This is a genomic window from Rhodopirellula halodulae (assembly GCF_020966775.1).
Taxonomy (GTDB): domain Bacteria; phylum Planctomycetota; class Planctomycetia; order Pirellulales; family Pirellulaceae; genus Rhodopirellula; species Rhodopirellula halodulae.
Genome location: NZ_JAJKFV010000009.1, coordinates 55,126 through 79,135 on the forward strand (window position 1 = coordinate 55,126; position 24,010 = coordinate 79,135).

Below are 24,010 nucleotides of genomic sequence, written 5' to 3' on the forward strand. Positions count from 1 at the left end.
CGCGGACGTGGAGTGCTGGCATCGAGCACTGACCCCGCTGGATGAGGGTACAATGGAGGACTGTTCTGCCAGTCTTTTCATTCAGGGGCACGATTCATGTGCGGCAACCTAGAAGCGAGTTGCAATCGCTTCCTCTTCCTTGCGTTCACGTTCGCTGCGTTTGCCTGTACGGGTGGCGTTTCTCACGCGGAAGACTTGGTGAAGTCCACCGAGGGAATGGTTCAGTACAAGCTTTCGAAAGTTCGTATTGAAAATTCGGTGCTGGGTGAGGTCATGGCGATCGACTACAAACGCACGCGAGAGGGCACGGGAAACGTGTCGTTGTCCATCCGCAGCGACAACGGTCCCGTCCGAGTCATGGGGTTGGGACCGCGGATTGAATCTTCCGGCACGATCCGGTTGCGAGACATGTTGGCTCGCATACGATCCACGCTGGCGGACGGGCAGCCAGACGGATTGGAGTTTTGCATCACGGCAACCGTGTCGACTCTGCCCGGCAATCCGAAGTTTCTGGTTTCCAATATCGTTCGACACGGCAAGCTCGGCAGCAAGTGGAAGCCTCGCGATTTGAACGATCGCGAAAAAGAATTTTTGGAACAGGAACGGTTGCGGACCAATCCGCCAGAGTCCGTTCCCGATGGATACGAGCGTTCCACCAGCGACACAAAGCTGGTGCCTGGCATGCCGGTGATGTACGGCAGCATGGGAGAGTGGTTGCCGGCAGTCGTGGCTCGACCAAGCAGTCGTACCTTTGTCCATCTGTACGTGGACGGTCGCGAAACGTTGTTGGTGGTCAAGCGTCAGGATTGGTTGGCGGTGTCCAAAAAGGTGGCCAAGCAAGCTTCTCGAGACCCGGATGCGTTTTCATTCGCAGAGAGCGTTTTGCCGGGCACGATCTTTCTCTTGAAGGACGAACAAGTCCCCGCGACGGAAGTGGACGAACTCGTTCCGGGAACACCGTTGCTGTGGGCTCGCGGGATCAAATGGCAATCGGTGCACTGGATGGCAGAGGAAGGCGACCGGTTTCGAGTGCTGGATCGAAGCAGCAACGCACCGAAGATGGAAACGGACAAGGCCACGCAATTTGCCGTGACGAAGGAAACGTTGAAAAAATTGAAGGCGGGTGACACCGACTCTTTCGCGGCCAATATCAAAGGGTTTGAATCACTGCGAATCGCGAGTGCGGCAACGAGTGGTACATCGTCCGCGACAGGCGGGATGAACTTGGGAGTCGCACCCGCTCGTTCGGAAACACCGGTGCCATCTTCCGAAGAGCCCGCGGCCGAGGTGCGGACGTGGAGCGATGCATCGGGGAAATTTCAGATTGTCGCCGCCTTGGTTGCTCGCGATGATTCCCAAGTCACGCTGCAGCGAGGTGACGGTCGCACGGTGAAGGTGCCCATCGATCGTTTGAGCGACGACGACCGCGAATGGTTGGAACGAGAGCCGGAGCCAGAAGAACCGGACGACAACCCCTTCGCGATCGAACCCATTTCGTCGACCACAGCCGTGGATGACTACAAGGGCCAATTCAATCGCGTGGCGGCACTGCAAGACATTAGTTGGGGAGCACAATCGCTGGGGTTTTCCCCGGACGCGAACCAAGTGGTGGTTGGGTCGCGGTCGGGTACGTTTTGGTTCAGTGAGATCACGACCGCAGGATTGCAAACGGTCTCTTTGAAAGACGCGGAGATTGGCGAATTCAATTCGATCGCCTTCACGCCGGATGGGCAGACATTATTGCTAGGTGGTGCACGCGGCGAAGTGATGGTCTACGCGGTGGATAGCAGCGGCCGATTGACTTTCGAGTCTCGGTACAAGCTGCACGATCGAAAGGTATCGCAGATCGTTGTCTCGCCTGACGGTAAAAAAGCGTTGTCGGCGGGAGACGACAAGCAGGCACTCTGTTGGGACGTAGCGACTGGCCGGCGCATCGCATTGTTGGATCAATTTAGCGGTCGTGTGAAGGCGTGCCAGTTCGCGCAGGGCGGTTCGATCATTCTGGCCACGGATGGAAAGGATGTGATTGGGTTTGATTTAGCCAATGACCGGTCGCTCAATCCAGTGGCGGTGGCGAGGTCACACGCCGCTGGACAATCCGCTGCGTTTTCACCCGATGGGACGCAGTTGGCCGTCGGAGACACCTATGCAATCAAAGTCTTTGATTTGACCACCGGACGGCAAACCAAATTGCTGCAGAGCACCGAGATCCAGTGGTCGATGCGTTTTGCGCCCAACGGCCGTCATCTTTTCAGCGGTGGCAATGGCAAGGTCAATTTGTGGGACACCCAGACCGGTGGTTTGGTGCATTCGGAAACGGTTGGTTCCAGCTTCTATGTGCAGTCGCTCGCAATCTCGTCGGATGGTCGTCGTCTGTTCTGTCCGACGGATCACAACACCGCCACGGTGTTTGAGGTGAAATGAAACCATGTTGCGCTTTAGTTTGGCATCGTTTTTCGTGCTGCCCGTTGCTTTGGGGTACTTTGATCTCACCGTGGTGAGGCCCGTTGTTGCGGCAATCGTTCTCGGTGTCGTCGCGGTGGTTTGGGTTGGCTACGGGTTGATGGCCGAGCAGACTGAAACTTACTTGGATGTGCGTTCCAAAATCGGATTTCAGTTCCTGGGAATGTGCTTGATGGCGTGCGCGTTGATTTGTGTTGTGGTGAAGGTGGGCGACCGAGCGTCAGACAACTTTTCGCGATGGGCCTACGAGTATCGAATGAGCCGCCTGGGATATGAAAAAGTCTATGACGCTCCGACATTGGGTACGAACGGCCAGGTGCTCGCGCGAGGTTATCGGTGGAAGAAGTCGGAGTGAAGGTGTTCCGCGTTGCCGATTCGCTGGAATGCGTCGGCCACGAGTCGTTTACCCGGAAGGTGTTGAAGGATGATCAATCCGTATGCCGTTGCATCGACTGCGAGTGAGCACCATGGCGACGCGAATGAGAGTCGCGTTCACTGGCGTCGGCCTGTAACGCATGTGCATGCCGTTGCGATCGGAGTGGGCGTCGCAATGATTTGTCCGGTGTACCTGTCGTTTTCTTGGTACGCCAGCTTGGGATTTGTGTGGGCCGCGAACAATGCGTATTTGATGTGGGCGTTTGTGGTTCCTGGACTGGTGGCGATCGGGATGGGATGGCTCGCGGCCAGCGTGATTCCAGCGATGCGGTACCGAGCGATCTTGAATTACCCGATGTTGTTGCCGTTTGTCGTGTTGACGGCGTTGTTCTCCACGATGTTCACGTTGCTCGGGTTCGGGTATTTGAATCAGACAATTCAGTTGGGCCCGTACCGGTTGACGATGTTGAGCGTTTTTCACTCGGTGATTGTGGGCACCGCGGTGTTTTTGCATTTGTTCCTCCGACCGGTTCGCCGAGATTCGTTGGGCGAAATGCGTCGGGAACCGTCGGCTTGAGTGCGATTAGAGTGGACGCGGGCGGATGACGGCAGGGTCGGCGGGATTGTCGCGGACCACTCCGTGGTCCTGCGTTTGAGCCGTAGGTCCGGTTCCACCGGACGCTGGTTGGGGTGGTGCGGAAGGTTCGATCTCGTTGCGTTTGTTTGGCTGACGATGCTCACGAGACCTGTCGCATTGGAACCGCGGCTAACGCCGGTCGGCTACTTGGTTGCTCGAGCGATTGGGCGGTTTGGATGTTGGTGAGCCGTAGGTCCGGTTCCACCGGACGCTGGTTGGGGTGGGGTGGAAGGTTTGATCTCGTCGCGTTTGTTCGGCTGACGATGCTCACGAGACCTGTCGCGTGGGAACCGCGGCTAACGCCGATCGGCTGTTTGTTTGCTCGGCGGGGTTGAGTTTGCGGGAACGGTATGTTGGTGAGGGTGTCACCGGGCGGCTTACGCCGCGTCCGCTAAGATTGTTGTGAGCCGTAGGTCCGGTTCCACCGGACGCCGGTTGGGGTGGGGTGGAAGGTTCGATCTCGTCGCGTTTGTCCGGCCAGCGACGCTCACAAAATCTGTCGCATGGAAACCGCGGCTAACGCCGGTCGGCTGTTAGGCTGCTCGAGCGATTGGGCCGTTTGGAGGTTGGTGAGCCGTAGGTCCGGTTCCACCGGACGCTGGTTGGAGTGGCGTGGAAGATTCGATCTCGTCGCGTTTGTTTGTTCCGCGGGCGACGCACACGAAGTCTGTCGCATGGAAACCGCGGCTAACGCCGATCGGCTGCCGGGTTGCTCGAGGGGTTGGGTTTCCGCAGGGGGAATTTGCTGGGTGGTTTTTGGCTCGTTCGTGAGGCTTTCGGCGGCGCACGAAAAAACGCAGCGTTTGTGGTGCAAATGCTGCGTTGAGGATCTCTTTGAGGATCGGATGCGAATCAGTTCAGTTCGCGGATTTGGATGTCACGCCAGCGGACTTCGTAGGGGCCGGTGCCGGCTTTAATGCCGTGGACCTGCAGGCCCAGGAAGCCTTCCGTGGAAGATTCGGGATCTTCGATGTCGGTGATTTTCTGGTCTCCGATCCAAACTTGGAATCGGTTGCCATGGGCGCGAACCAGGTAACGGTTGTATTGGCTGTTCTTGTAGGCGTCTTTCACCGGTTGTTCTTTGGTGATCCATCCGCGACCGGTGGCTTCCGAGTACAAGTAGCCAGCTTCCCCGGGAGCTGATTCAATTTCGACTTGCGGTCCAAAGACTCGTCCGCCTTTTTCGCGAGATTGCGAGCGGATTTGGACGCCACTGTTGAGGCCGTTGTCCACGTTGACTTCGAACGTCAATTCGAAGTTGCCGTAATTCTTGTCGCTGCAGAGAAACGAGTTTGGGCTGCCTTCGGAGGTCTTGCCGACAATCGAACCTTCTTCGACGCGGTATTGAGCCGTGCCATTCTTGCGATTCCATCCGTCCAAGCTCTTGCCGTCGAAAAGCGATACCCAGCCTTCCGCTTTCAGATTAGGAGCGGCGTCGAAGTTGACTCCGGCGGTTGCTTGATCAGCGGAATCGCCTTCCGCTTGTGCCGCCTCAGCGGGTTCGCCTTGTGCCGCGTCGTCGTCGCCCATCTTCTCGCTGGACACCGAGTCCAAGGAAACCTTGCCGGTGGCGGCCCATTCGGTTCCGCGACGCAGCGTGGTTTGGAACGCCAGGCCTTTCATTGCTGCGACGTCGTGACCAAGCGTGGTGTGGAAGACTCGTCCGTTGCCATAGTGAACTGTCATCAAGATCGGTTCGTGTTCACCCGTTCCGCCGGTCGCCGGGTTGCTGTATGCCGTTGCCAAAACATGCATGTTTTCGGCCGGGCCGCGAAGTTTTCCGTACAACTCGTCGGCGACTTGCATGAAAGAGTTGGGCAGACCCGCGGTGATGGGGTGCGAGTCATCACGCACGACCATCATGAAGGGCACGCGTTTGCCGTGTTGGCCACCGCCACCTTTGGACATGTCGCGAGTGAACTTCTTTTGATCTTCTTTCCAACGAACGTAGGGGCCGTCTTTTTCGTTGCGGCCGCCCCATCCGCCCAAGCCGATCATGCGGTTGTAGGCGGTCCATTTTGGGAAGGAGTTGTCCGCGGCGTGAACGCTGACGAATCCACCGCCACCGGAGACGTACGCTTCAAAGGATTCTTCGGTGCTGCGTGACCAGGATTCTCCGTTGTAGTTGCTGACCACCACGTCATAGTCGGTGAATTTTGGGGCGAAGTCTGACTTATCTTCGCCTTTCCCGGGGGCGGTCAAAACGGTGACTTTGGCAAAGCCGCCAGATTCCAAAGTGGCTTGGATCAGCGGGGTGGTCTCTTGCCATTTGTGGTTGTTCTGGCCGTCCACCAGCAGCACATTCAGTGGCTCAGCGGCGACGGAAAGGTTGGCAAATAGCAAGCTAGATGCGGCTGCGATCGCGAGTGCGGCGATGGGAGGGCAAAGTCGAAATTTCATCGGTATGAAGTGTGAAGGAGAAGGTGGGGTGGGGGATTCTCAGCCGCATAGTTTAACAGATCGTTTCGCGGATCGGTCGGGTAGGCTTGATGGGATCTGTGACGCAAAATGGAGGCTGCGTTTTCCCGATCGAAAGCCGCGATGCGTTTGAGCGTCGCTGGATTTCCGTCCGCTCCATCGATTTCGAAGGGCTCGAATTGTCCAGATTTTCCGGTCCCCCCGCCGCCCGTGCTCCCTATCCCGCCACCCGTTTGCGACGAGTGCGTTCGACGGATTGGGCGCGGCGTTTGGTTCGCGAAACGACGTTGTCGGTCGACGATTTGATTTGGCCGTTGTTTGTGATGGATGGCAGTGGGGAGCAGCCGGTTGGTTCGCTGCCGGGGGTGAATCGACTGGGAGAAAAAGAGATTGTTGCGGCGGCCAAACGAGCCGTTGAGTTGGGCATTCCCGCGATTGCGTTGTTTCCCGCGACCGATCCGAAGCTGAAAACCGACGACGCCAAAGAAGCGATCAACCCGGACAATTTGGTTTGTCGAGTGACACGAGCGATCAAGGACGAGGTCGGCGACTCGCTCGGCATCATCCTGGACGTGGCCTTGGATCCGTATAGCAGCCACGGACAAGACGGCTTGGTGCGGGATGGGCAGGTGATCAACGACGAAACGGTCGAGGTGTTGTGTCAGCAGTCAGTGGTGCAGGCCGCGGCAGGGTGCGACATCATCGCGCCGAGCGACATGATGGACGGACGCATCGGAGCCATCCGGTCGGCGCTGGACGCGGCTGGTCACCACGGTGTGCAGATCATGTCTTACGCGGCGAAATACGCCAGCGCGTTCTACGGTCCCTTTCGGGATGCGGTGGGCTCCGCGGCGAACCTGGGGGCGGCGGACAAGAAGACTTATCAGCAATCGCCATCGCAATCCGACGAAGCCATTGCGGAAGTCGCGATGGACATCGCGGAAGGTGCCGACAGCGTGATGGTCAAACCCGGCATGCCGTATCTGGACATTGTCGCTCGCGTCAAAGAAACCTTTGGCGTGCCGACGTTCGCTTATCAAGTCAGCGGCGAGTACGCGATGTTGCGCGGTGCGGCGGATGCTGGATGGCTGGACGGCGAAGCGGTGATGCTAGAAAGTTTGCTGGCATTTAAACGAGCCGGTGCCGATGGCGTGTTGACCTACTTCGCCGCGGACGCCGCGGAATGGTTACGTCGCGGTTGATGTGGTGGCGTTGAGGTTTTTATTTGAGTTTGCTTGATCACCGGCGGAATGCCCGTGCCGCTTTTGAAGTTCATTTTAAATAGACATCACCATGGCTGATTCCATTTCGTTTGCGTGGCACTGGGAAGATACCTTGATCGCCGGGCAAAAACGCCCGCTCGCTGTCGCGTCGGATCCCGATGCGATGCTGATTGAAGCTTGCGAGCGTCAGGATGCTGGCGAGGAAGGCGTGATCGATCCGTTTTGGGCGACCACGTGGCGTGCGGCATCCGGATTGGATCGTTTTTTGGATCGAGTGCCAATTCACAATCAAGACGTTTTGGAAGTTGGTTGCGGGACGGGGCACGCTGGCATTGCAGCGCTGCTGCGTGGTGCTCGCGTGACGTTGACCGATGGTGTGGAAGATCCCTTGCAATTGGTGCGTCTGAGTTTGTCGCGGTTGGGATTGCACGCGGATGTGCGGGTGTTCCGATTGGGGGAAGATTCGCTCGCGCCGAAGAAGTTCCCGTTCATTTTGGGAAGCGATGTGACTTACTTGCGGACGTTGTGGCCGGAGTTGTTGCAGTCGGCATCGGAGCATTTGACCGACGATGGTCAGTTGATTTTGAGTGACCCGCAACGATTGATCGCGACCGAGTTTTCTCGGTGGGTTGCCGACAAGCCGTGGAACTACACCGAGCACACGGTGGAGATGGAAGACGATCCCGAGCACCCGATCCGCATCATGGTTTTGACGCAGAGATAGTTTTCGTTCCCGTAGGTCCGGTTCCACCGGGCGATTGTGTTTCGGGATCGAATTTTGCTGGGTTTGGGCCGTTTGAAGTGGGGCGATGGCTACGCGAGAACGGGCCAACCGCGGCTAACGCCGTTCGGCTATTTGGTTGCTCGAGGTGTTTTGGTCGTTTGCCAGGGCGGTGGGGTTGGGTTTGCTTGATTGGCGTTGACGCGTAGGTCCGGTTCCACCGGACGTTTGTGCACGGCGTGTGGGCAGGAATCGATTTTTGGTGTGCGTGAGTTTTCTGGTGAGAATGAGTGGCCTCTCAGAGCATCGTGGCAACCGCGGCTAACGCCGTTCGGCTACTTGGTTGCTCGAGGTGTTCTGGCCGTCTTTGTGGTGGGAATGCAACGAAACTATGTTGTTGTGTGTTGCTTGACACCGGGCACTTGCGCCACTTCCGCTAACAATGTCGCGGATCACTCCGTGGTCCGCTGGGGGACTGGTTTCGGCAGGACAACCGCGGCTAATGCCGATCGGCCATTTGATTGCTCGAGGTGTTTTGTTCGTTTGCCAGGGTGGTGTGTGTTGGGTTTGCTTGATTGGCGTTGACGCGTAGGTCCGGTTCCACCGGGCGATTGCGCACGGCGTGTAAGTCGCACGGTCTGATTATTGGTGTGCGTGAGTTTTCTATTGAGAATGAGTGGCCTCTCAGAAGAACCTGGCAACCGCGGCTAACGCCGTTCGGCTACTTGGTTTCTCGAAGTGTTTTGTCCGTCTTTGTGATGGGTATGCGACGAAACTATGTTGTTGTGTGTTGCGTGACACCGGGCGGCTTGCGCCGCTTCCGCTAAGAATGTCGCAGATCACTCCGTGGTCCGCTGGGGCTGGTTTCTGCAGGGCAACCGCGGCTAACGCCGTTCGGCTATTTGGTTGCTCAAGGTGTTTTGTCCGTTTGCCAAGCCGGTTTGTTGGGTTTGCTTGAATGGCATTGACGCGTAAGTCCGGTTCCACCGGACGATTGTGCACGGCGTGTGAGTTGCACGGTCTGATTATTGGTGTGCGTGAGTTCTTTTGGTGAGAATGAGTTGCTTCTCAGAGCATCGTGGCAACCGCGGCTAACGCCGGTCGGCTACTTGGTTTCTCGAGGTGTTTTGTCTGTCATTGTGGTGGGTATGCAACGAAACTATGTTGTTGTGTGTTGCTTGAGACTGGGCGGGTTGCGCCGCTTCCGCTAAGAATGTCGCGGATCACTCCGTGGTCCGCTGGGGCCGGTTCTGGCAGGGCAACCGCGGCTAACGCCGATCGGCTATTTGGTTGATGGAGGCGTTTGGTTCACTGGCGATCGCCGCCCGGTCGGCGGTTGGGGGTGATTCGTGGGGAATGGGCTGCCGCGTCGCTCAGGTAGCCTGCCAAAAAACGTTGGGATTTTGCTTGACGCTCTTTTGTGATCGCTGTACCGTGTAACCAGTACACCAGTTAGCCAGTTTGGGACATCGGTGCGAACATGTTTTTTACAGTGGATCCTTCCAATGGCGTGGCGATCTATTCGCAGATCGTTCGTCAGGTGAAGTTTGCGGTGGCGGAGCGGACTCTGCGGCCGGGCCAATTGTTGCCAAGCGTGCGGCAGCTCAGTCAGCAGCTCGCGGTCAATCCAAACACGGTGGCTCGCGCGTTCCAAGAGCTGCAATCGGAAGGCGTGATCGAGACGCTTCGCGGTCGCGGCGTGGTGGTTTGCAAAGGCGCGGTGGAGCGATGTCGCAAACAGCGGCAATCGATGCTGGCCGATCGACTGTCGGCTGTCTTGACCGAGGCTCTGCAAGCGGGCTTGTCGGCGGAGGAGGTTCGAAAGCTCGTCGATGAGCAACTTCAGAGCCTCGAAGGAACCATCGAAGCGATCGCGGAATTGCAGTGATCAATCGCCGGTGTCGCACGCACCGGCGTCGGCCTCTTGGACGTGCACCTCACTCATCTTTTTGAAGCAGGACCGTGACATGAATTCAGTCATCTCGACGAACCAACTCACCATGCGATTCCGTGGTTGCGACGCATTGATGGGAGTGGATTTGAAGATTCAACCTGGGACGGTGTTCGCATTGCTGGGCGAAAACGGAGCCGGCAAAACCACGTTGATTCGAATCCTGACCGGATTTCAGAAACCGACCTCGGGATCCGCCAACGTATGCGGATTTGATCCGCTGAAACAGCCGTTGGAGGTTCGCCGGCGTGTTGGCTATGTGTCCGACAACCCGGCATTGTACGACTGGATGACCGTGGGCCAGATCGGATGGTTCACGGCGTCGTTTTATCCGGACGGTTTTTATGACAGTTATCGCGAACAGATCGCTCGGTACGAGATCCCCGAGGATCGAAAAATTCGCGTGTTAAGCAAGGGGCAGCGGGCGAAGATCGCGTTGTCGCTTGCTCTGGCTCATGACCCGGAATTGTTGATCTTGGACGAGCCAACGTCCGGATTGGATCCGATGGTGCGACGTGAATTTCTGGAGAGCATGATCGGTCGGGCCGCGTCGGGACGGACCGTGTTTCTTTCGAGTCACCAAATCAACGAAGTGGAACGAGTCGCCGACACGATCGGGATTTTGCACGATGGCAAATTGCAAACGTGCGAACCACTGAACGACTTGAAAGGTTCCATGACGGAGCTCACTGTTTCGCTGGATGACTCGTTGGTCGAAGTGCCAACGTTGCCCGAGCCCGCTCAGACGTTGCTGGAAGAAAACCAAGGTCGACAACGCCGCGTCCTGGTTCGGCACTTCGATGCATCGATGATTCCGCACATCGAATCGGCGGAAGGCGTGATTGGTGTTCGTGAACGAGCGATGACGCTGGAGGAGATCTTCATTGCCCACACGCGGAAAGGCTTTTTTCGACCGGCGGATCCGCCAGAGCAATCGCGTGCGTCTCGACCGGCGAGTGAACCCGATGGCGGTGGATCGCAGTCCGACTCGGAGGTGGTCACCACGGGAGAGCGATCATGAACGAGACACGTGTATGGCAAGGCCTGTTTTGGAAGGAGACAAAGCAGATTGTTCCGCTGATCGGGATGTTGTTCGCGGTGTCTGCTTTCCTGATTCTTGTGTGGGCGTCAACGTCTCGGCAGCTCAATATCACGTTGCGGGCGGCGGGGGACATTGTTCCGCTGATCATGCCAGCGTTGTTCGCCGCGGGAGCCGGTGCGATTCTGGTCAGTCATGAAAAGGAGACACGCTCGTTACGTTGGCTGGCTTCGCTGCCGATTCCGACACGACCAATCGTTGCCACCAAATTGGTCGTCGCCTTTGGTGGATTGATCGCAATGTGGATCGGATGCGGCGTGTTGAGCTTGGTCGCTGGATTGGACAGCGGTGGCGTCGGTGAATTGTCAGAGTGGAGACAGATCCATCCGGCGTTTTGGTTTCTGCATTCGGTGTATGTGTTGTTGTGCGGCTTTTACACCTCGTGGCGAAACAAGAATGCGTTTCCGGCGTTGGTGTGGATCATACCGCTGGCACTGCTGCCGTTTTTGTTTGCTGAAATTTGGTTCGCATTGCCGCATTCATCGTCCATTCAGTACACGAATGTGACACAGAAAACTTGGGTGATGAGTCTCGTCACTCTCTTTGCGATTCCCATCGCGGGGTGGTTCGCCTATCGAGCGGGGCTGAACGATTTGCAAGCCGATGAGCCGGAGAAGCTGCTTGGTCGTGAATCGATGTCGTCGCCGGATGCATGGCGACCTCCGGAGGTTTCGGCACCAACGGTCATGCCGTTTCGCGATTCGCTTGCATCGCTGGTGTGGCAGAACGTTCACGGTTCTCCATGGATGTCGATTGGCTTGAGCGTGCCACTACTGGCTGGTGCGGTGGCCTGGTTGATTTTGACGAACCATGTTGGAAGCCCATCGAATTGGGAGTTGGTTTGCATCCAGATCGCCATTGGTTTGGCGATGCTGGCGGTGTCTTGGTTGGGCGTCGCTGTGTTCGCCGGGGACGGTTCGGCAGCAAGGTTGAAGTTCCTTGCTGATCGAGGCGTCTCGCCGTGGCGGGCTTGGGTCGGGCGTCACTGGTTCGCGGTCAGTTTGCTGTCCGCAACTGCCTTGCTGATCGTGGGAGTTCAGTCAATTCTAGGAACGCCGGTGGGCCCCGACGCTTATGAGCAGCCATTGGTGTTCGAGGTGTCCCTGTTCACGTTGTTGTTGGTGTTTGCCGTGGTGTACGGCGTGTCGCAATGGACCAGCCAAGTCGTTCCGATGCTGGCGGCGTCTGCGTTCTTGGCACCGGTGCTTTCGTTGGTTGCCTTGGCATTGCTGGTCAATGCGGGCGTGGGCAACGGTGTTCGCTTGGGTTGGCTGCTTTTGGTCGTGGCTCTTCCTTTCATTGGCACATGGTGGACCATGCGTGACTTCATGGACGGAAGGCGTGGTAGGAACTACTGGTCGGTCGTGGTCGTCTCAGCGTTGTTGTTCTCGATCATGCCGAGTGTTCCCGTTTGGATTGCAAAGTCGCGATTTCCGGCGATGTCAGAAGAGCGAGTTGCGGAACTGTTGCCGGAGGCAAGGCGATTTAGCCAAGGAAATGCTCTTCAGTTCACCTCGATGCGGATGGGCAATCTCGATCTTCGGGAGGATTACTCAAGCGTGTATGGCGACATTGATGGTGAAACCGCGGTGAAGCGTTTCCAACAACGGGACTACATGTCGCCGGAAACGTGGATGGTGATTGGGGATCAAGACGACACCCCGCTGCGGGCTGACACATGGATCATTCAAAGCAGCCTAGAGATGACCTCCCTCGCCAAGTTGCAATGGAAGCGGGACCCTAGCGAGCAGGCAAAGGAAGAGCTGGCCGCGTTTGTTGATCGCCTGACCACTGTCGCCAAACGATTACGACTGAGCGTGCGCTGGTACGACCAAGAGATGGCGGACTATGTGGAGGAGTGGCTGGTCGAAAATCTGTCGGATGAGGCCCTGCAGCCATTGCAATCAGAGCCATTTTTCCGAGGAGCAGTGGAACAAGTGGGGGCGTTCGACGACAGGCAAAAGGCCCGACGAAGAGCTCTCCTGGCGAGTTGGTACATCGATCGAGAGTTACCCGGATCTCGACATCGGTATGGCGTGAGCGCGAATGATGATTGGTTCGACCAAGTTCCGCTGGAATGGCGAGCGAGCATCGTTCAACAAGGTTTCGGCGCAGTGGTGGATCAGTGCTTGTGGATTCTTGAGAAGGGAAAGGAGGGGGGCGATTTGGAATCGGAGTTTCGTTCGCTTCATGAATTGTTGGGGCGTCCAGGCGGCGACTTTGAAACCGGGCCCTACGGCGACAACGTTCCGTCGGCGAAGAACGTGGGGCACTCTCGCCGACATTATGGCTTTCCCGCCGTCAGCTGGTTTGAACCGTGGGAGAACGAAGGTCGGGAGATATGGCAACGAGAGGCGTCGCAGCCACAGATTGAAGAAACGAAGCCGGCTGAAACAAATGCGTCCGTTGAGGAGCCTAATGTAACCGTTGAGGAGATAGAGCAATGAGTCATCAAACATCGGACTTCCGGTATCGTCTTTGGATGTGGTTGCCACCGTTGTTGGCGGTGCTGGCGATCGCGTGGGGTATCGGGCGAGAGTATTGGGCCGAAAGTGAATACCGGTCCGCGGTCAATGAACTGGCGGATCAAGGCTTGCCCGTCACGACCACGCAGATTCGTGACCGCTACACCGTTGCGGAGTTCGACGAACGCTCGGCGGAGTGGACTGAATTGTTCGATGCGGTCGTCGCGTTGCGAGAAGTGTCTCGCGATTCCGTGGAAGGAATTGACGAACTTGTCCCTCCCGGGCAGCCATGGCCCGCAGAACCGTTCGCCGCGCTGATGAGCGAAAAAGCCGCCCCGTTGATGGCAAAGTTTCGGGAATTGTTGGAAGGTGATGTTCCGATTCCATTGGAGATGCACTTCTATTCCCATTGGCACTGGCATTCGTCCAGCAACTATGCGGCGATCCCGGAACTTTTGGAGGATGAGTTTCAGTTTGCCTATCACTCCGGCGAGTCCGAACTGGCTTTTTCGTTGCTCGAGCAGTGGCGGATGTTCCTCAAGACGTTGAACGCGTCGAATCGTTTTCAGGTGTGGGCCCAGTCGAGTTTGATGGACGCTTGGTTTCGCACGGTACGGACGTCGGTCACCCATGAATTTTGGAACGAAGAGCAACTCCAAAGGCTCGTGTCGCTATCCAATGGTTTTCAGGCCATCGATTCCGCTGAGTGGAACGATTCTCGGTTGGCGAGCTTTGTGGCGTGGGACCCGTTGCAGGACAGTGGCGTTTGGGTGCGATACTCGGAGCCTAACCTGAGATCGACGCAGCCCTTCGGCGCATCCGCGGTTCATGCACTGGCAGCGTTGCAGTGGATGCAGCGGCGCGATGATGTTGAAGGCATTCGTGATAGACGCCGCGATCGCAAGGAGTGGCAAGCCAAGGAGCAGGCGCTCACTGATGAATCGCGAAGTTTGGTTTCCGTACCTTCAGCGACTCTCAATCGCAACGTGCGCGACAGTTGGGGCGTTGCCACCGCGTACGGACAACGGCAAGAAGATTCGTTCCGTGATCGTTTGGCGTGGACATTGACCGCTATCAATTTGCGTAAATACCAGGTTGAGGATGGGCAGTTCCCGCGTTCGTTGGATGCGTTGCGAACGGTCGGGGCAAATGACGATGATTGGACGCTCACTACAGGAGAGCGTCTTGGCTATCGTGTGGGCGACGGATCAAAAGACGGTGATCAGGCGGTCGCGGTTTTGTGGACCGATGACGGGACGAATCAAGGTGAGGAGGAGCCCGGCGTTGGTCGCATTCCCTACAGCGAGCGGAAGTGGGGCGCGGGACGCGCGAAGAGATTTGAGATCTGGTTTGATTGAATGGTTTCGGATGGTGAATGAACGAGGGTATCGCGATGCGTTCGATCCATGGTGCGACTGCGGTTCAGTGGCACCGGGCGGCTCGCGCCGCGTCCGCTAAGGGTGTCGCGGACCACTCCGTGGTCCGCTGGGGTTGGGTTTCGGCAAGGTTTGAGCGGCCGCGGTGGTTTGAATTGCTCGTGATGGAGTGTGGCAACCGCGGCTCATGCCGGTCGGCTACTTGGTTGCTCGGGGTGTTGGGGCATTTGCGGAAAAAGCATGTGCGCCAGCGTTGGTGGACACCGGGCGGCTCGCGCCGCGACCGCTAAGAGTGTCGCGGACCACTCCGTGGTCCGCTGGGGGGGGATTTCGGCGAGGTTTGAGCGGCCGCGGTGGTTTGAATTGCTCGTGATGAGGTGGCAACCGCGGCCAATGCCGTTCGGCTACTTGGTTGCTTGGGGTGTTGGCCGCGTTTGCTAGGGCGGTGTTTTTTGGGGTGTCCAATTGGAGTTGTCGCGTAGGTCCGGTTCCACCGGACGTTTGTGCTAACGAGCTTCGGGTGGAACCTGCGACGAACGGCGTGGCTGGCTGAGAGGCTTCCTTCAGGAGGAAGCGGTTTCTTGAAAAGGCTCGTGACCCCAGCCAGCGAGTTTGGCGTTTTTGAAACTCTCGAATTGGCCAGCTTCGATGGCGTCTCGTGTTTGTTGCATCAATCGACCGTAGTACATCAGGTTGTGATGGGACAACAAAATTGGGCCGAGCATTTCGCCGGCAACAAACAAATGACGCAGGTAACCTCGACTGTGTCTGCACGCCAAGCACGGGCAGTCTTCCATCAGCGGTCGCGTATCGAGTTTGTGGACCGCGTTGCGTAGTTTGATGGCGCCTTCATCGGTGAACGCGAGTGCGTTGCGACCGTTCCGGGTTGGCATCACGCAATCGAACAGGTCGATCCCGCGAGCGATGTTTTCGAGCAGGTCACGCGGTGTTCCGACGCCCATCAGGTAGCGAGGTTTATCGGCGGGCAAGTGCGGCGTGGTGAAACCAGTCGTGGTGTACATGTCCTCGGGCGGTTCGCCAACGGACAGTCCGCCAACCGCGTAACCTTCAAAGGGCATCGCCGCCAATTCGGTCGCACACTGCTGGCGAAGTGTTCTGTCCAGACCACCTTGGACGATGGCGAAAAGCGCTTGGTCCTCGCGGTCAGCGGCTTCGCGGCAGCGGGCTGCCCAGCGGATGGATCGAGCCAGTGCGTCTTCGACTTGCGTCATCGGCGCGGGCAAAGCGATCACGTGATCCAGCACCATCGCCACGTCGCTACCGAGAGCTTGTTGAATCTCGATCGAGTGTTCGGGCGTAAGCTCGATCTTCGCACCATCGATGTGCGAACGGAACGTCGCCGCGTGTTCGGTGACTTTGTTGATCGCGCCCAGCGAGAACACTTGGAAGCCACCGGAGTCGGTCAGGATCGGCCCGTCCCAGCCACACATCTTGTGCAAGCCACCGAGGGCCGCGACGGTTTCGTGTCCCGGGCGAAGCCGCAGGTGATACGTGTTGCCCAAAATCATGTCCGCGCCCGTGGCGGCGACTTGATCGATCGTCAGGCCTTTGACCGTTCCAAGCGTACCCACCGGCATGAAGCCGGGGGTGCGAACAGGTCCTTGGGGCGTGTGGAAAACGCCACGTCGGGCACCGCCATCGGTGCCGATCAATTCATAGCGGAACAAGCGGGTCAGTCGCCCCGCATCTTCAGTCCAAGGTCAGCCAGCTTTTCGCGGACTTCGTTCAAACTGGTCACACCGAAGTTTTTGCACTCCAGCATGTCGTCGCCGGTTTTGCGAATCAGTTCGCCGATCGAGTTGATCTGCAAACGAGTCATGCACTTGCGGGCACGAACCGACAGGTTCAGGTCGCTGATCGGGCGTTCCAGCAACGCTTGCTCGTCCGGTGACATGTGCGACGTGTCGACTGGTGGGTCGTTTGATTTCTTTTCGCCAGCGAATTGGCCAAGCGAGAGGCCTTTTTGCGACAGCATCTCGCGAATTTCGATGAGGCTGGTCTCGCCGAAGTTCTTGCTGGACAGCAACTCTTGCTCGCTGTGGCGAGTCAGGTCGCCGATCGTTTCGATGCCCATCTTTTGCAAGCAGTTGCGGCTTCGAACACTGAGTTCAAAGTTCGAAACGGGCATGTTCAGCGTTTGTGCCAAGCGATCGTTGCGACGTTGAGCTTCCTCGTCGTACAGCATGTTGCCGGTCGCCGAGGCGTCCTTCATGTACAACTGCGTACGAGGGTGGTCGGGATGGCAGTCCAGAATTCGTTTGTAACAGGCTTGAGCCTTGTCGTACTGGCCGTTGTCCTCGTACATCACGCCCAAGTTGATCAGGGCACCGATGCCGGTCGGGAATGCCTTGGCCGCACGTTCGTAAAGCTTCAACGCTTCGTCATCGTTGCCCAAACGGTCGTTTTCCAATGCCAACCCGAACAGGGCACCCGCGTGGTTTTCGTCGGTCGAAACCGCACGTTGGTACAAGTTGATGGCTTCTTCCATGCGACCACCGATTTGAGCGGCTGTGGCGGCACGTTGGTACATGTAGTCCGCGGTTTGTTCAGCGGGGCCGAAGATGTCGTCGAGGATGGCCATCGCCTCCTCGATTTTGCCTTGGTAGCGTTTGGCTTCCGCGATGCCAATCTTGCACTGGTCTTCGTTGTAGCCAGAAGTCTTGGCTTTGTCGTAGCCCTCGATGGCACCGTCGAAGTTCGACAATTCGAATTGGCAACGAGCGTGATAGAACAACGCCATCGCGCTGCCGTCGGCTGCCGAAAGGGTTTCCGAGGCGTCTTTGAAACGTCCCAACAGGAACTGGCAAACGCCCATTTTGGTTTTGCCGGCGGGCGTCAACGCGTCGTCTTGTTCCATTTCGTTGACGGCGTCACGAAGCTCACCAAAGTGACCGTAGTTTTCGGTGATGGCTTTGCGGATCTCGGCCACGTCGCTGGGGCCGAACGAGTTGCTCGCCAGAACCATTTGCTTCAGGTCGAGAACTTCGAGTTCGACTTCGCTCATCTTCGATTCGTCCGGGGTAGATTCGGTTCGCTCGCCCAGCGGTCCGAAATGGTGGGAAAAGAGTCAGGTGGCGTGTGGTCTGCGTTGCGGCTGTCGCAGAGGATTGATGCTCGCCCATTCGCGGATTCGAGCATCGTGGGCAAAAAAAATTTTTCTGCCTTTCAAAGCCAGCGGCCGGATTTGAACCGGCAACCCTCGCATTACGAATGCGATGCTCTGCCAATTGAAGCTACGCTGGCGACTTTTCCAGAGAATACGTGTCTTTGTGCCAAAACGTCAAGGGCCGTCGCGGCCCGGCAATTCCCGGTGCAAACGAGTTCCCGCGGGACGCCAGCGACGGGAGGCACGAAAAAATTCCTCAAAAAATTTGGTTCGGTCGGAAAAATTTTTGATTGCTTCAGAAAGAATTCAAAAGAATTCTGCCCGGCTGATTTTGCGAATGGCCGTTGGCGTCAGAATTGCTGACACCACAATCGAGCCTGTGGGGGCGCATTCCGGCTTTTCGGGGGCATGCAACCGCGATGGGGGGTGTTAGAATGATGACACTCGTCGAGTTGAAGTTCGACGAAAGGGCGGAGCCGGACCCGGTGGACGGACCAGTGAGCGTCCAGCCAATGCGATTTCGGCTGGAAATCGGAGTGTCGTTTGCATCGAGGGGTGCCGGACGGGGCCTCGCTGGGTTCACCAACACATGAGAGTGACGCTCGCTGATGTGGCGAGCCTGAATGGTCTCTCAAATTCGCTCGGAACACATTGTTGCAATGGAAGGACGTTCGACATGAAGATGACGAATAGCTCGAACGATTGTCCACAAGCTTGTCTTGTGAAGGACTCGCCAGGGACGCCAGTCGATCATCAAGGCGAACCTGCGAAGTTCGATTCTGCCGCACCGCAATCCGGTGGGGCATCTTCCACGCCGCTCGATTTGGAGCGTTTGTCAGCATTGACGCGTTTGTCAGCTTTGATTGGGGAAGACGCGAAAACGGATGCCGCGATTTACATCCATCGAGCCAACACACATCACGACGGCGAATGAGCTCACCGGCCGCGAGATTGGCGATTCGACAGCGTTTGTGCCGTCGATTGATGGGCATGGAAACGGAATTCGCGACGTTCGTTGAACCGTTGGACGGCGGTGTTCAATCTCAGGTGTCGGCTCGCGAGGTATACGTTGCGTTGCGAGACGCTATTTGTCGCCAGATGCCAGCGGTGGAAGGATTGGATGGTGGGGACCGCCGGTTCTTTGCCAACGGGTCGGCATTGAATCTGGAAACGCATCTGTCGTTTCGCGATGAACCCGGCGGATTGGTCGAAATGGCCACGCCGGAGGTGCTGCGTCCGAGCGACTTGGTGGCGTGTCAACGCGCGATCGATGAGATCATGCGAGAAGCGAGCGGCGAAGTCCATTTTGAACGTGGACAAAGTGTTCACCGCTTGAGAGTGCTGAAGAACAGTTGCGATGCGGCCGGGCATTTGTACGGCTGTCAAGAAAACTATGAAACGGACGTCGCCAGCGGGCTGGGACTGGTGGCGTACCGATTGGCCATCGTTTGTTTGTGGGCGATGCAGGTCATCTGCGTTTTGTTGTCGATCCCGGTGGTCGCCAGCATCGTGGTGGCGTCGATGTTGCAACGCGGGCTGAGCAACCTTCGTTTGCGACGTGGCATCAACGAGCAAACAAATCCAGCCGTTGAATCGGATGAGGATCAACGCGTTGATTCGTTCACGGATGACGATGAATGGTTGGACGAATGCGAGAGCGATTCAGAAGAAAGCTTTGTGGCTTTGCCGCGTTGGTTTCAATGGTTGTCGATCACGTTGATGCGGATCTTGCATTTGCCGCTCGTGTTTGGTTTGCGTGTGGTGGGATCGCATTTCGCCTTTCGTGCCCAACGTCGATACCTGACGGGATTGTTAGTTTCGCGAATCGCCATCATGGGTACCGGGCACTTGGACCACGATGGATGTTTTTTCCTGTCGGGCAAAGCTTTCGGTGTGGATCGAGTGACGGACATTGGTGGCTTCAGCGGTGAACGTCCGATCTTTGTTTATGGTCATTGGTTGACCAAGCTGTGCGGTCGATCGTGGCGTTCGATTGCTGAGACTCGTCATCTTCTGAAGCAACGACAACGTCTGCAAATTGGTTTGTCGGATTCCAACCTGAGTGATCTGGCGCAGTGGGCCAAGATTGGCAGCGTGGCGTTGGTGTTGGACATGATCGAGTCGAAGGAAACTCGGGATCTGCCGCGATTGCGACGTCCCATTCGAGCGTTGCATGTTTTCAACCGCGATTGGAATCTGTTGCGGCGCGTCCCCACCACTCATGGTGAGATGACATCGCTGGAGTTGCAGACCAAGTACTATCGCGCCGCGGAGGCGTTCGTTCGCAAGCAACAGTCCACGACCAAACGTGCATCGGAATGGGACGAGGCTGAGCGTGCGTTGCAACACTGGGCCGAGTCGATTCGTTTGGTTCGGCAATTCCGAAAAGATGGTCATCAGACCTCGCAGGGGCTGGGCCGAATCGATTGGTTGGGCAAGCGTTGGATGATCGATCAAGCGGTTGGCGAAACGCCTGGCGAGTCGGCGTCATGGACCATTCGGAAGAAGATTGATTTGCGTTATCACGAGTTGTCGGAAGAAGGTTACTTCGCTCGGTTCATGGAAGATCATCAAGAGCGAGAGTTGATCCATCGGGGCGACGTGACTCTGCGGCGAAGAAACGCACCGGCGGATTCGCCCGCGGCACATCGAGGTTGGATGATTCGCGAGTTCTCGGGAGAGGCGTCTGCCGAGGGACGTCCGGTGATGCGAACGGATTGGGACCGAGCGTTGGTGAATCAGGATCAAGCCGTCCGGACGGTGGTGTTCCGAGAGGCAGACAAACGCGGACCCGCAAACGCGTGATTGAAGTCTCGTGTGAATAGAGAATGTCGCGGACCATTCCGTGGTCGAGCGCGGGCCGGCGTGTTTCGAGCTGATGCAGATTGGGGTGGCGTGCGATGTTTTGGTTGGGGGGCTTTGGTGGGGCGAGCGTTGTTGGAGATTGGTGGTTGCTCGAGAGATTGTGTGGCAACCGCGGCTAACGCCGATCGGCTACTTGGTCGCTCGGGGCGTTTGGTTGGTTTGCCAGGGGGATGTGTTTTGGTTTGTTTGCTTGATGTTGGCGTGTAGGTCCGGTTCCACCGGACGTTTGTGTTGGCGGAGTGGTGTTCGATTTTTGGTGTGCGTGTGTCTTTCGGTGAGAATGAGTCGCCTTCAGGGCAACCTGGCAACCGCGGCTAACGCCGATCGGCTACTTCGTTGGTTGGGAAATTGGATTGGCTTGCGAGGGCGGTGCGTTTTGCGGTGTCGAAATGCCGTGGGCGTGTAGGTCCGGTTCCACCGGACGTTTGTGTTGGCGGGGTGGTGTTCGGTTTTTGGTGTGCGTGTGTCTTTCGGAGAAAATGAGTCGCCTTCAAGGCAACCTGGCAACCGCGGCTAACGCCGATCGGCTACTTGGTTGGTTGGGAGTTCAATTAATTTGCTTGGAGATGAGTTGCCATGCGGGGGGACATTGCTTGCGATTAGACATTGCTTGCGGGCTGGTTGGCCAAAACCACGTGGTGGCACCTTCGCTGAGGCGAATCAGATAGGCTGGGGTGCGGTTCGTTGGTAGGATGGCGTGACGGACACACGCTTGTATCGAATTGGAAATCGGATGGGTCGTTCTGAATCGTTGGATCCGGGGCTTCGCGAATTGTTGTCGCGATTGCGAGACCGGGTGCGGCGCTACATTGTTTGGGATTCACTGCTCGCGATCGCGGCGCTGGTGCTGGTGGTCTTTTGGATCGCACTGGCCGTGGACTATTTGCCCGTCCGGATCGGCGGCAGCGAGATGCCTCGTTCGGCGCGAGCCGTCGTGTTGGTCGTGGTCGCGATCTTGGTCGCCGCGATTCTTTCCAAATGGTTGTTTGGCCGGTTGCGACGTGAGTTGCCGGATGACTCATTGGCATTGCTAATCGAACGGCATCATCCAAATTTGGGCGGTCGTTTGGTGACCGCGGTGCAACTGACCGAGCAAAACCGACAACACGATTCGCACAGTCCTGTGTTGTTGCGTCGTGTTCACGAAGAAGCCGCTGCGGCGGTGGATCAAGTCGAGTTCGGACGCGTGTTCCGGTGGGAACCGATTCGTCGGAAGTTGATGTTGGTCGTGCCGTTGTTGTTGGCGGCGTTGGTGATGGCGGTCGCCAGTCCGCAAACGTTTGCTCGTGCCATTGGGCGATTGTCGCTGTTGTCGGATTCGCCTTGGCCTCGCAAAGCCGCGCTCGAAATGGTCGGCATTGAGTCACCGATCATCACCGCCGATGAAACAGAAGAAGTGACAACCGAGCTTCTCACCTTTGAAGACAAGACGTTGCGATTGGCTCGCGGCAGCAGCACGACTTTGCGAATCCGTGCGGCCACGGAAGAACTCGGCCACATCGTTCCCGATGTTTGCACGGTGTCTTACGTGGACGACGCTGGCAATCGAGGTCAAAGCAATTTGCGTCGCGTGGGACGAGTCCAAGACGGTTATCAGTCGTTTGTCTTGGATGGTCCGCCACTGACATCGCTGGCGGAATCCGTGACGATGACCATTCGCGGTTTGGACGATCGTTTGCTGGATTATCGAATCGAAGCGGTGGATCCCCCGGCGATCGCGGAAATGGAATTGGCAATCCGCTATCCGAATTACCTGCGGATCTTTGACGCCGGTGGGGCCGATCCGAATTCGGAGGATCAAGTGCTGGCTTATCAAGCCGGATTCCGAATTCGCGAAGGCAGTTCGTTGACCCTGCGTGGCACCAGCAGCAAGCCGCTGGGGGCGGTGGACGTTTCCACCAGTTCTGATCAAACCGCCGCGAATTTGCCGAGCAGCGAAGTCGTTGGTGATGGAACCGATCGTGAGGATCAATCGGAACCGGCGATGCCTTCGGTGCGCATTTCAGATGATCGCATGTCGTTCGAATGGTCGGTGAACGATCTGAGAGAACCCACGTCGGTCCGCTTGGTGCCGCGTGATGAGACCGGGATCTCCGCCCAAGCTTCGTACCGCTATTTCATTGGCGTCGTTCGCGACCAAGTTCCCGAGACGACCATGTCGATGAAAGGCATCGGTTCGTCCATCACTCCAATTGCGATTTTGCCCATCCAAGCCACCGCGAAGGATGACTACGGCGTGGAATCGTTGAGCCTGACGATGGCGTTGCGTGCAGCCAGCGACGGAAGCGATTCAGATACGACCGGCGATGAGGAGGCCGCGATGAAGCAACACACCGTTGCACCGGAGCTCGATCGCGATGGGAATTCGGAATGGACGTTTGACCTGAGAGACTTGGCCGACGACGGGACCATTCCGGCACCCGAGCCCGGGGCGAGTTTGCAGATCTTCACTACAGCGAAGGACCGATTCGACTTGGCCGAACCCCATGTTGTTCGTGGGGAAGTGGTACGGTTGGAAGTCGTGACGCCAGAGACTTTGTTGGCCACGTTGGAACGTCGGGAACTGGAGTTCCGTTCGCGGTTGGAACAAGCCATCGATGAGACGCGACGGTTGCGTCAGAGTTTGGTGGCTGTGCAGAGCGATGCACTGAATGTGTTGAAAGAAGACGCGGATGCCGGCGATGGTGGTGAGTCGGACGACGCTTCGGAAAATGAATCGTCGAATGGCGACGAAGACGAATTGCGGGCTCGGCAACGCGTGCAGTTGCGGATTCGCCAAGCCGAATTGCAGGCCAGCAAATCAACCGAGGAGTTGGCCGGCATCGTGGTTGGGCTCGAAGATCTGCTGTTGGAGATGATTCAAAACCGAGTGGATTCCGTCGACCGACGCGAGCGGTTGGAAACGGGCGTGCGAGATCCCTTGTCGGCGGTGGTGACGGAACCCTTGCCGAGGTTGAAGCGTCAAATCACTTCGATGGAACGGATTTTGATGTCCGAAGGCGAGTCGGGGGATTCCGCGGGAAGCAACGGTGACTCGGTGGCTGACATGACGACCGCAGCGAATGACGCGATTGCGACGACCGATGAAGTGTTGCTTTCGCTGTCCGCTGTCTTGGAAAAAATGCTTGACCTAGAAAGTTTCAACGAAATTCTGGATTTGGTCCGTGGCTTGATCAGCGATCAGGAAGAATTGATCGAGGAAACGGAGGAGACGCGAAACCAGCAGGTCCAGGATTTGTTCAAGTAGGAAGGTTCGACGTTTGTCAGCCGGGCGGGCGGCTGGAGTGAAT

Annotated in this window: 15 protein-coding genes and 1 tRNA gene; 12 read left to right on the forward strand and 4 right to left on the reverse strand. The window is 57.3% G+C overall.

The genetic code is table 11. From position 1 onward, the window contains the following. The first annotated feature begins 96 nt into the window (after positions 1-96). The 3 genes from LOC70_RS06635 (at position 97) to LOC70_RS06645 (ending at position 3,415) form a co-directional block, all read left to right on the forward strand. Positions 97-2,424, forward strand: coding sequence for an SHD1 domain-containing protein (locus tag LOC70_RS06635; RefSeq protein ID WP_230252699.1), 2,328 nt, complete (start codon positions 97-99; stop codon positions 2,422-2,424). Between the two features lie 4 nt (positions 2,425-2,428). After that, complete coding sequence (locus tag LOC70_RS06640; protein ID WP_230252701.1) at positions 2,429-2,818, forward strand: hypothetical protein; 390 nt, start codon at positions 2,429-2,431, stop codon at positions 2,816-2,818. 69 nt (positions 2,819-2,887) lie between these two features. After that, entirely contained in the window at positions 2,888-3,415 is a 528-nt protein-coding gene (locus LOC70_RS06645; protein ID WP_230252703.1) for a hypothetical protein, read from the forward strand. 912 nt (positions 3,416-4,327) lie between these two features. On the opposite strand, the gene LOC70_RS06650 is transcribed toward LOC70_RS06645, so the two are convergent. Continuing rightward, positions 4,328-5,875, reverse strand: coding sequence for a family 16 glycoside hydrolase (locus LOC70_RS06650; protein ID WP_230252705.1), 1,548 nt, complete (start codon positions 5,873-5,875; stop codon positions 4,328-4,330). A gap of 251 nt (positions 5,876-6,126) precedes the next feature. On the opposite strand from LOC70_RS06650, the gene hemB reads away from it, so the two are divergent. The 6 genes from hemB (at position 6,127) to LOC70_RS06680 (ending at position 14,710) form a co-directional block, all read left to right on the forward strand. Further along, positions 6,127-7,095, forward strand: a complete 969-nt coding sequence (gene hemB / locus LOC70_RS06655) for a porphobilinogen synthase (RefSeq protein ID WP_230252981.1) — start codon at positions 6,127-6,129, stop codon at positions 7,093-7,095. Positions 7,096-7,186: 91 nt separating this feature from the next. Next, positions 7,187-7,840, forward strand: coding sequence for a class I SAM-dependent methyltransferase (locus LOC70_RS06660; protein WP_230252707.1), 654 nt, complete (start codon positions 7,187-7,189; stop codon positions 7,838-7,840). Between the two features lie 1,477 nt (positions 7,841-9,317). Then, positions 9,318-9,725, forward strand: coding sequence for a GntR family transcriptional regulator (locus LOC70_RS06665; protein ID WP_230252708.1), 408 nt, complete (start codon positions 9,318-9,320; stop codon positions 9,723-9,725). A 79-nt stretch (positions 9,726-9,804) separates the two neighbouring features. After that, on the forward strand, positions 9,805-10,809 hold the full coding sequence (locus LOC70_RS06670; RefSeq protein WP_230252710.1) for an ABC transporter ATP-binding protein: 1,005 nt from the start codon (positions 9,805-9,807) through the stop codon (positions 10,807-10,809). Next, positions 10,806-13,334, forward strand: a complete 2,529-nt coding sequence (locus LOC70_RS06675; protein ID WP_230252712.1) for an ABC-2 transporter permease — start codon at positions 10,806-10,808, stop codon at positions 13,332-13,334. The genes LOC70_RS06670 and LOC70_RS06675 overlap by 4 nt, the downstream gene beginning before the upstream one ends. Next, positions 13,331-14,710: a hypothetical protein gene (locus LOC70_RS06680; protein ID WP_230252713.1), complete on the forward strand. Its 1,380-nt coding sequence runs from the start codon at positions 13,331-13,333 to the stop codon at positions 14,708-14,710. The genes LOC70_RS06675 and LOC70_RS06680 overlap by 4 nt, the downstream gene beginning before the upstream one ends. Before the next feature lie 581 nt (positions 14,711-15,291). On the opposite strand, the gene tgt is transcribed toward LOC70_RS06680, so the two are convergent. The 3 genes from tgt to LOC70_RS06695 all read right to left on the reverse strand — a co-directional run bounded on the left by tgt (position 15,292) and on the right by LOC70_RS06695 (position 17,992). Further along, complete coding sequence (tgt, locus tag LOC70_RS06685; RefSeq protein WP_449314294.1) at positions 15,292-16,416, reverse strand: tRNA guanosine(34) transglycosylase Tgt; 1,125 nt, start codon at positions 16,414-16,416, stop codon at positions 15,292-15,294. A gap of 5 nt (positions 16,417-16,421) precedes the next feature. Beyond that, positions 16,422-17,753: a DNA-directed RNA polymerase subunit alpha C-terminal domain-containing protein gene (locus LOC70_RS06690; protein ID WP_230252715.1), complete on the reverse strand. Its 1,332-nt coding sequence runs from the start codon at positions 17,751-17,753 to the stop codon at positions 16,422-16,424. Positions 17,754-17,918: 165 nt separating this feature from the next. Then, a tRNA-Thr gene (locus LOC70_RS06695) sits at positions 17,919-17,992 on the reverse strand. 539 nt (positions 17,993-18,531) lie between these two features. Here LOC70_RS06695 and LOC70_RS06700 point away from each other — a divergent pair. The 3 genes from LOC70_RS06700 to LOC70_RS06710 all read left to right on the forward strand — a co-directional run bounded on the left by LOC70_RS06700 (position 18,532) and on the right by LOC70_RS06710 (position 23,967). Next, a complete protein-coding gene (locus LOC70_RS06700; RefSeq protein ID WP_230252717.1) occupies positions 18,532-18,789 on the forward strand; it encodes a hypothetical protein in 258 nt (85 codons plus the stop codon). Then, positions 18,786-20,660, forward strand: a complete 1,875-nt coding sequence (locus tag LOC70_RS06705; protein ID WP_230252719.1) for a proteasome accessory factor PafA2 family protein — start codon at positions 18,786-18,788, stop codon at positions 20,658-20,660. The genes LOC70_RS06700 and LOC70_RS06705 overlap by 4 nt, the downstream gene beginning before the upstream one ends. A gap of 793 nt (positions 20,661-21,453) precedes the next feature. Further along, positions 21,454-23,967, forward strand: coding sequence for a polyketide synthase (locus tag LOC70_RS06710; protein ID WP_230252720.1), 2,514 nt, complete (start codon positions 21,454-21,456; stop codon positions 23,965-23,967). The last annotated feature ends 43 nt before the right edge of the window (positions 23,968-24,010 follow it).

Bases quoted from the DNA above. Each gene is read 5' to 3' on its own strand.
- LOC70_RS06635 (WP_230252699.1), top strand. From the start codon at position 97: ATGTGCGGCAACCTAGAAGCGAGTTGCAATCGCTTCCTCTTCCTTGCG.
- LOC70_RS06640 (WP_230252701.1), top strand. From the start codon at position 2,429: ATGTTGCGCTTTAGTTTGGCATCGTTTTTCGTGCTGCCCGTTGCTTTG.
- LOC70_RS06645 (WP_230252703.1), top strand. From the start codon at position 2,888: ATGATCAATCCGTATGCCGTTGCATCGACTGCGAGTGAGCACCATGGC.
- LOC70_RS06650 (WP_230252705.1), bottom strand. From the start codon at position 5,875: ATGAAATTTCGACTTTGCCCTCCCATCGCCGCACTCGCGATCGCAGCC.
- LOC70_RS06660 (WP_230252707.1), top strand. From the start codon at position 7,187: ATGGCTGATTCCATTTCGTTTGCGTGGCACTGGGAAGATACCTTGATC.
- LOC70_RS06665 (WP_230252708.1), top strand. From the start codon at position 9,318: ATGTTTTTTACAGTGGATCCTTCCAATGGCGTGGCGATCTATTCGCAG.
- LOC70_RS06670 (WP_230252710.1), top strand. From the start codon at position 9,805: ATGAATTCAGTCATCTCGACGAACCAACTCACCATGCGATTCCGTGGT.
- LOC70_RS06675 (WP_230252712.1), top strand. From the start codon at position 10,806: ATGAACGAGACACGTGTATGGCAAGGCCTGTTTTGGAAGGAGACAAAG.
- LOC70_RS06680 (WP_230252713.1), top strand. From the start codon at position 13,331: ATGAGTCATCAAACATCGGACTTCCGGTATCGTCTTTGGATGTGGTTG.
- LOC70_RS06690 (WP_230252715.1), bottom strand. From the start codon at position 17,753: ATGAGCGAAGTCGAACTCGAAGTTCTCGACCTGAAGCAAATGGTTCTG.
- LOC70_RS06700 (WP_230252717.1), top strand. From the start codon at position 18,532: ATGAAGATGACGAATAGCTCGAACGATTGTCCACAAGCTTGTCTTGTG.
- LOC70_RS06705 (WP_230252719.1), top strand. From the start codon at position 18,786: ATGAGCTCACCGGCCGCGAGATTGGCGATTCGACAGCGTTTGTGCCGT.
- LOC70_RS06710 (WP_230252720.1), top strand. From the start codon at position 21,454: ATGGGTCGTTCTGAATCGTTGGATCCGGGGCTTCGCGAATTGTTGTCG.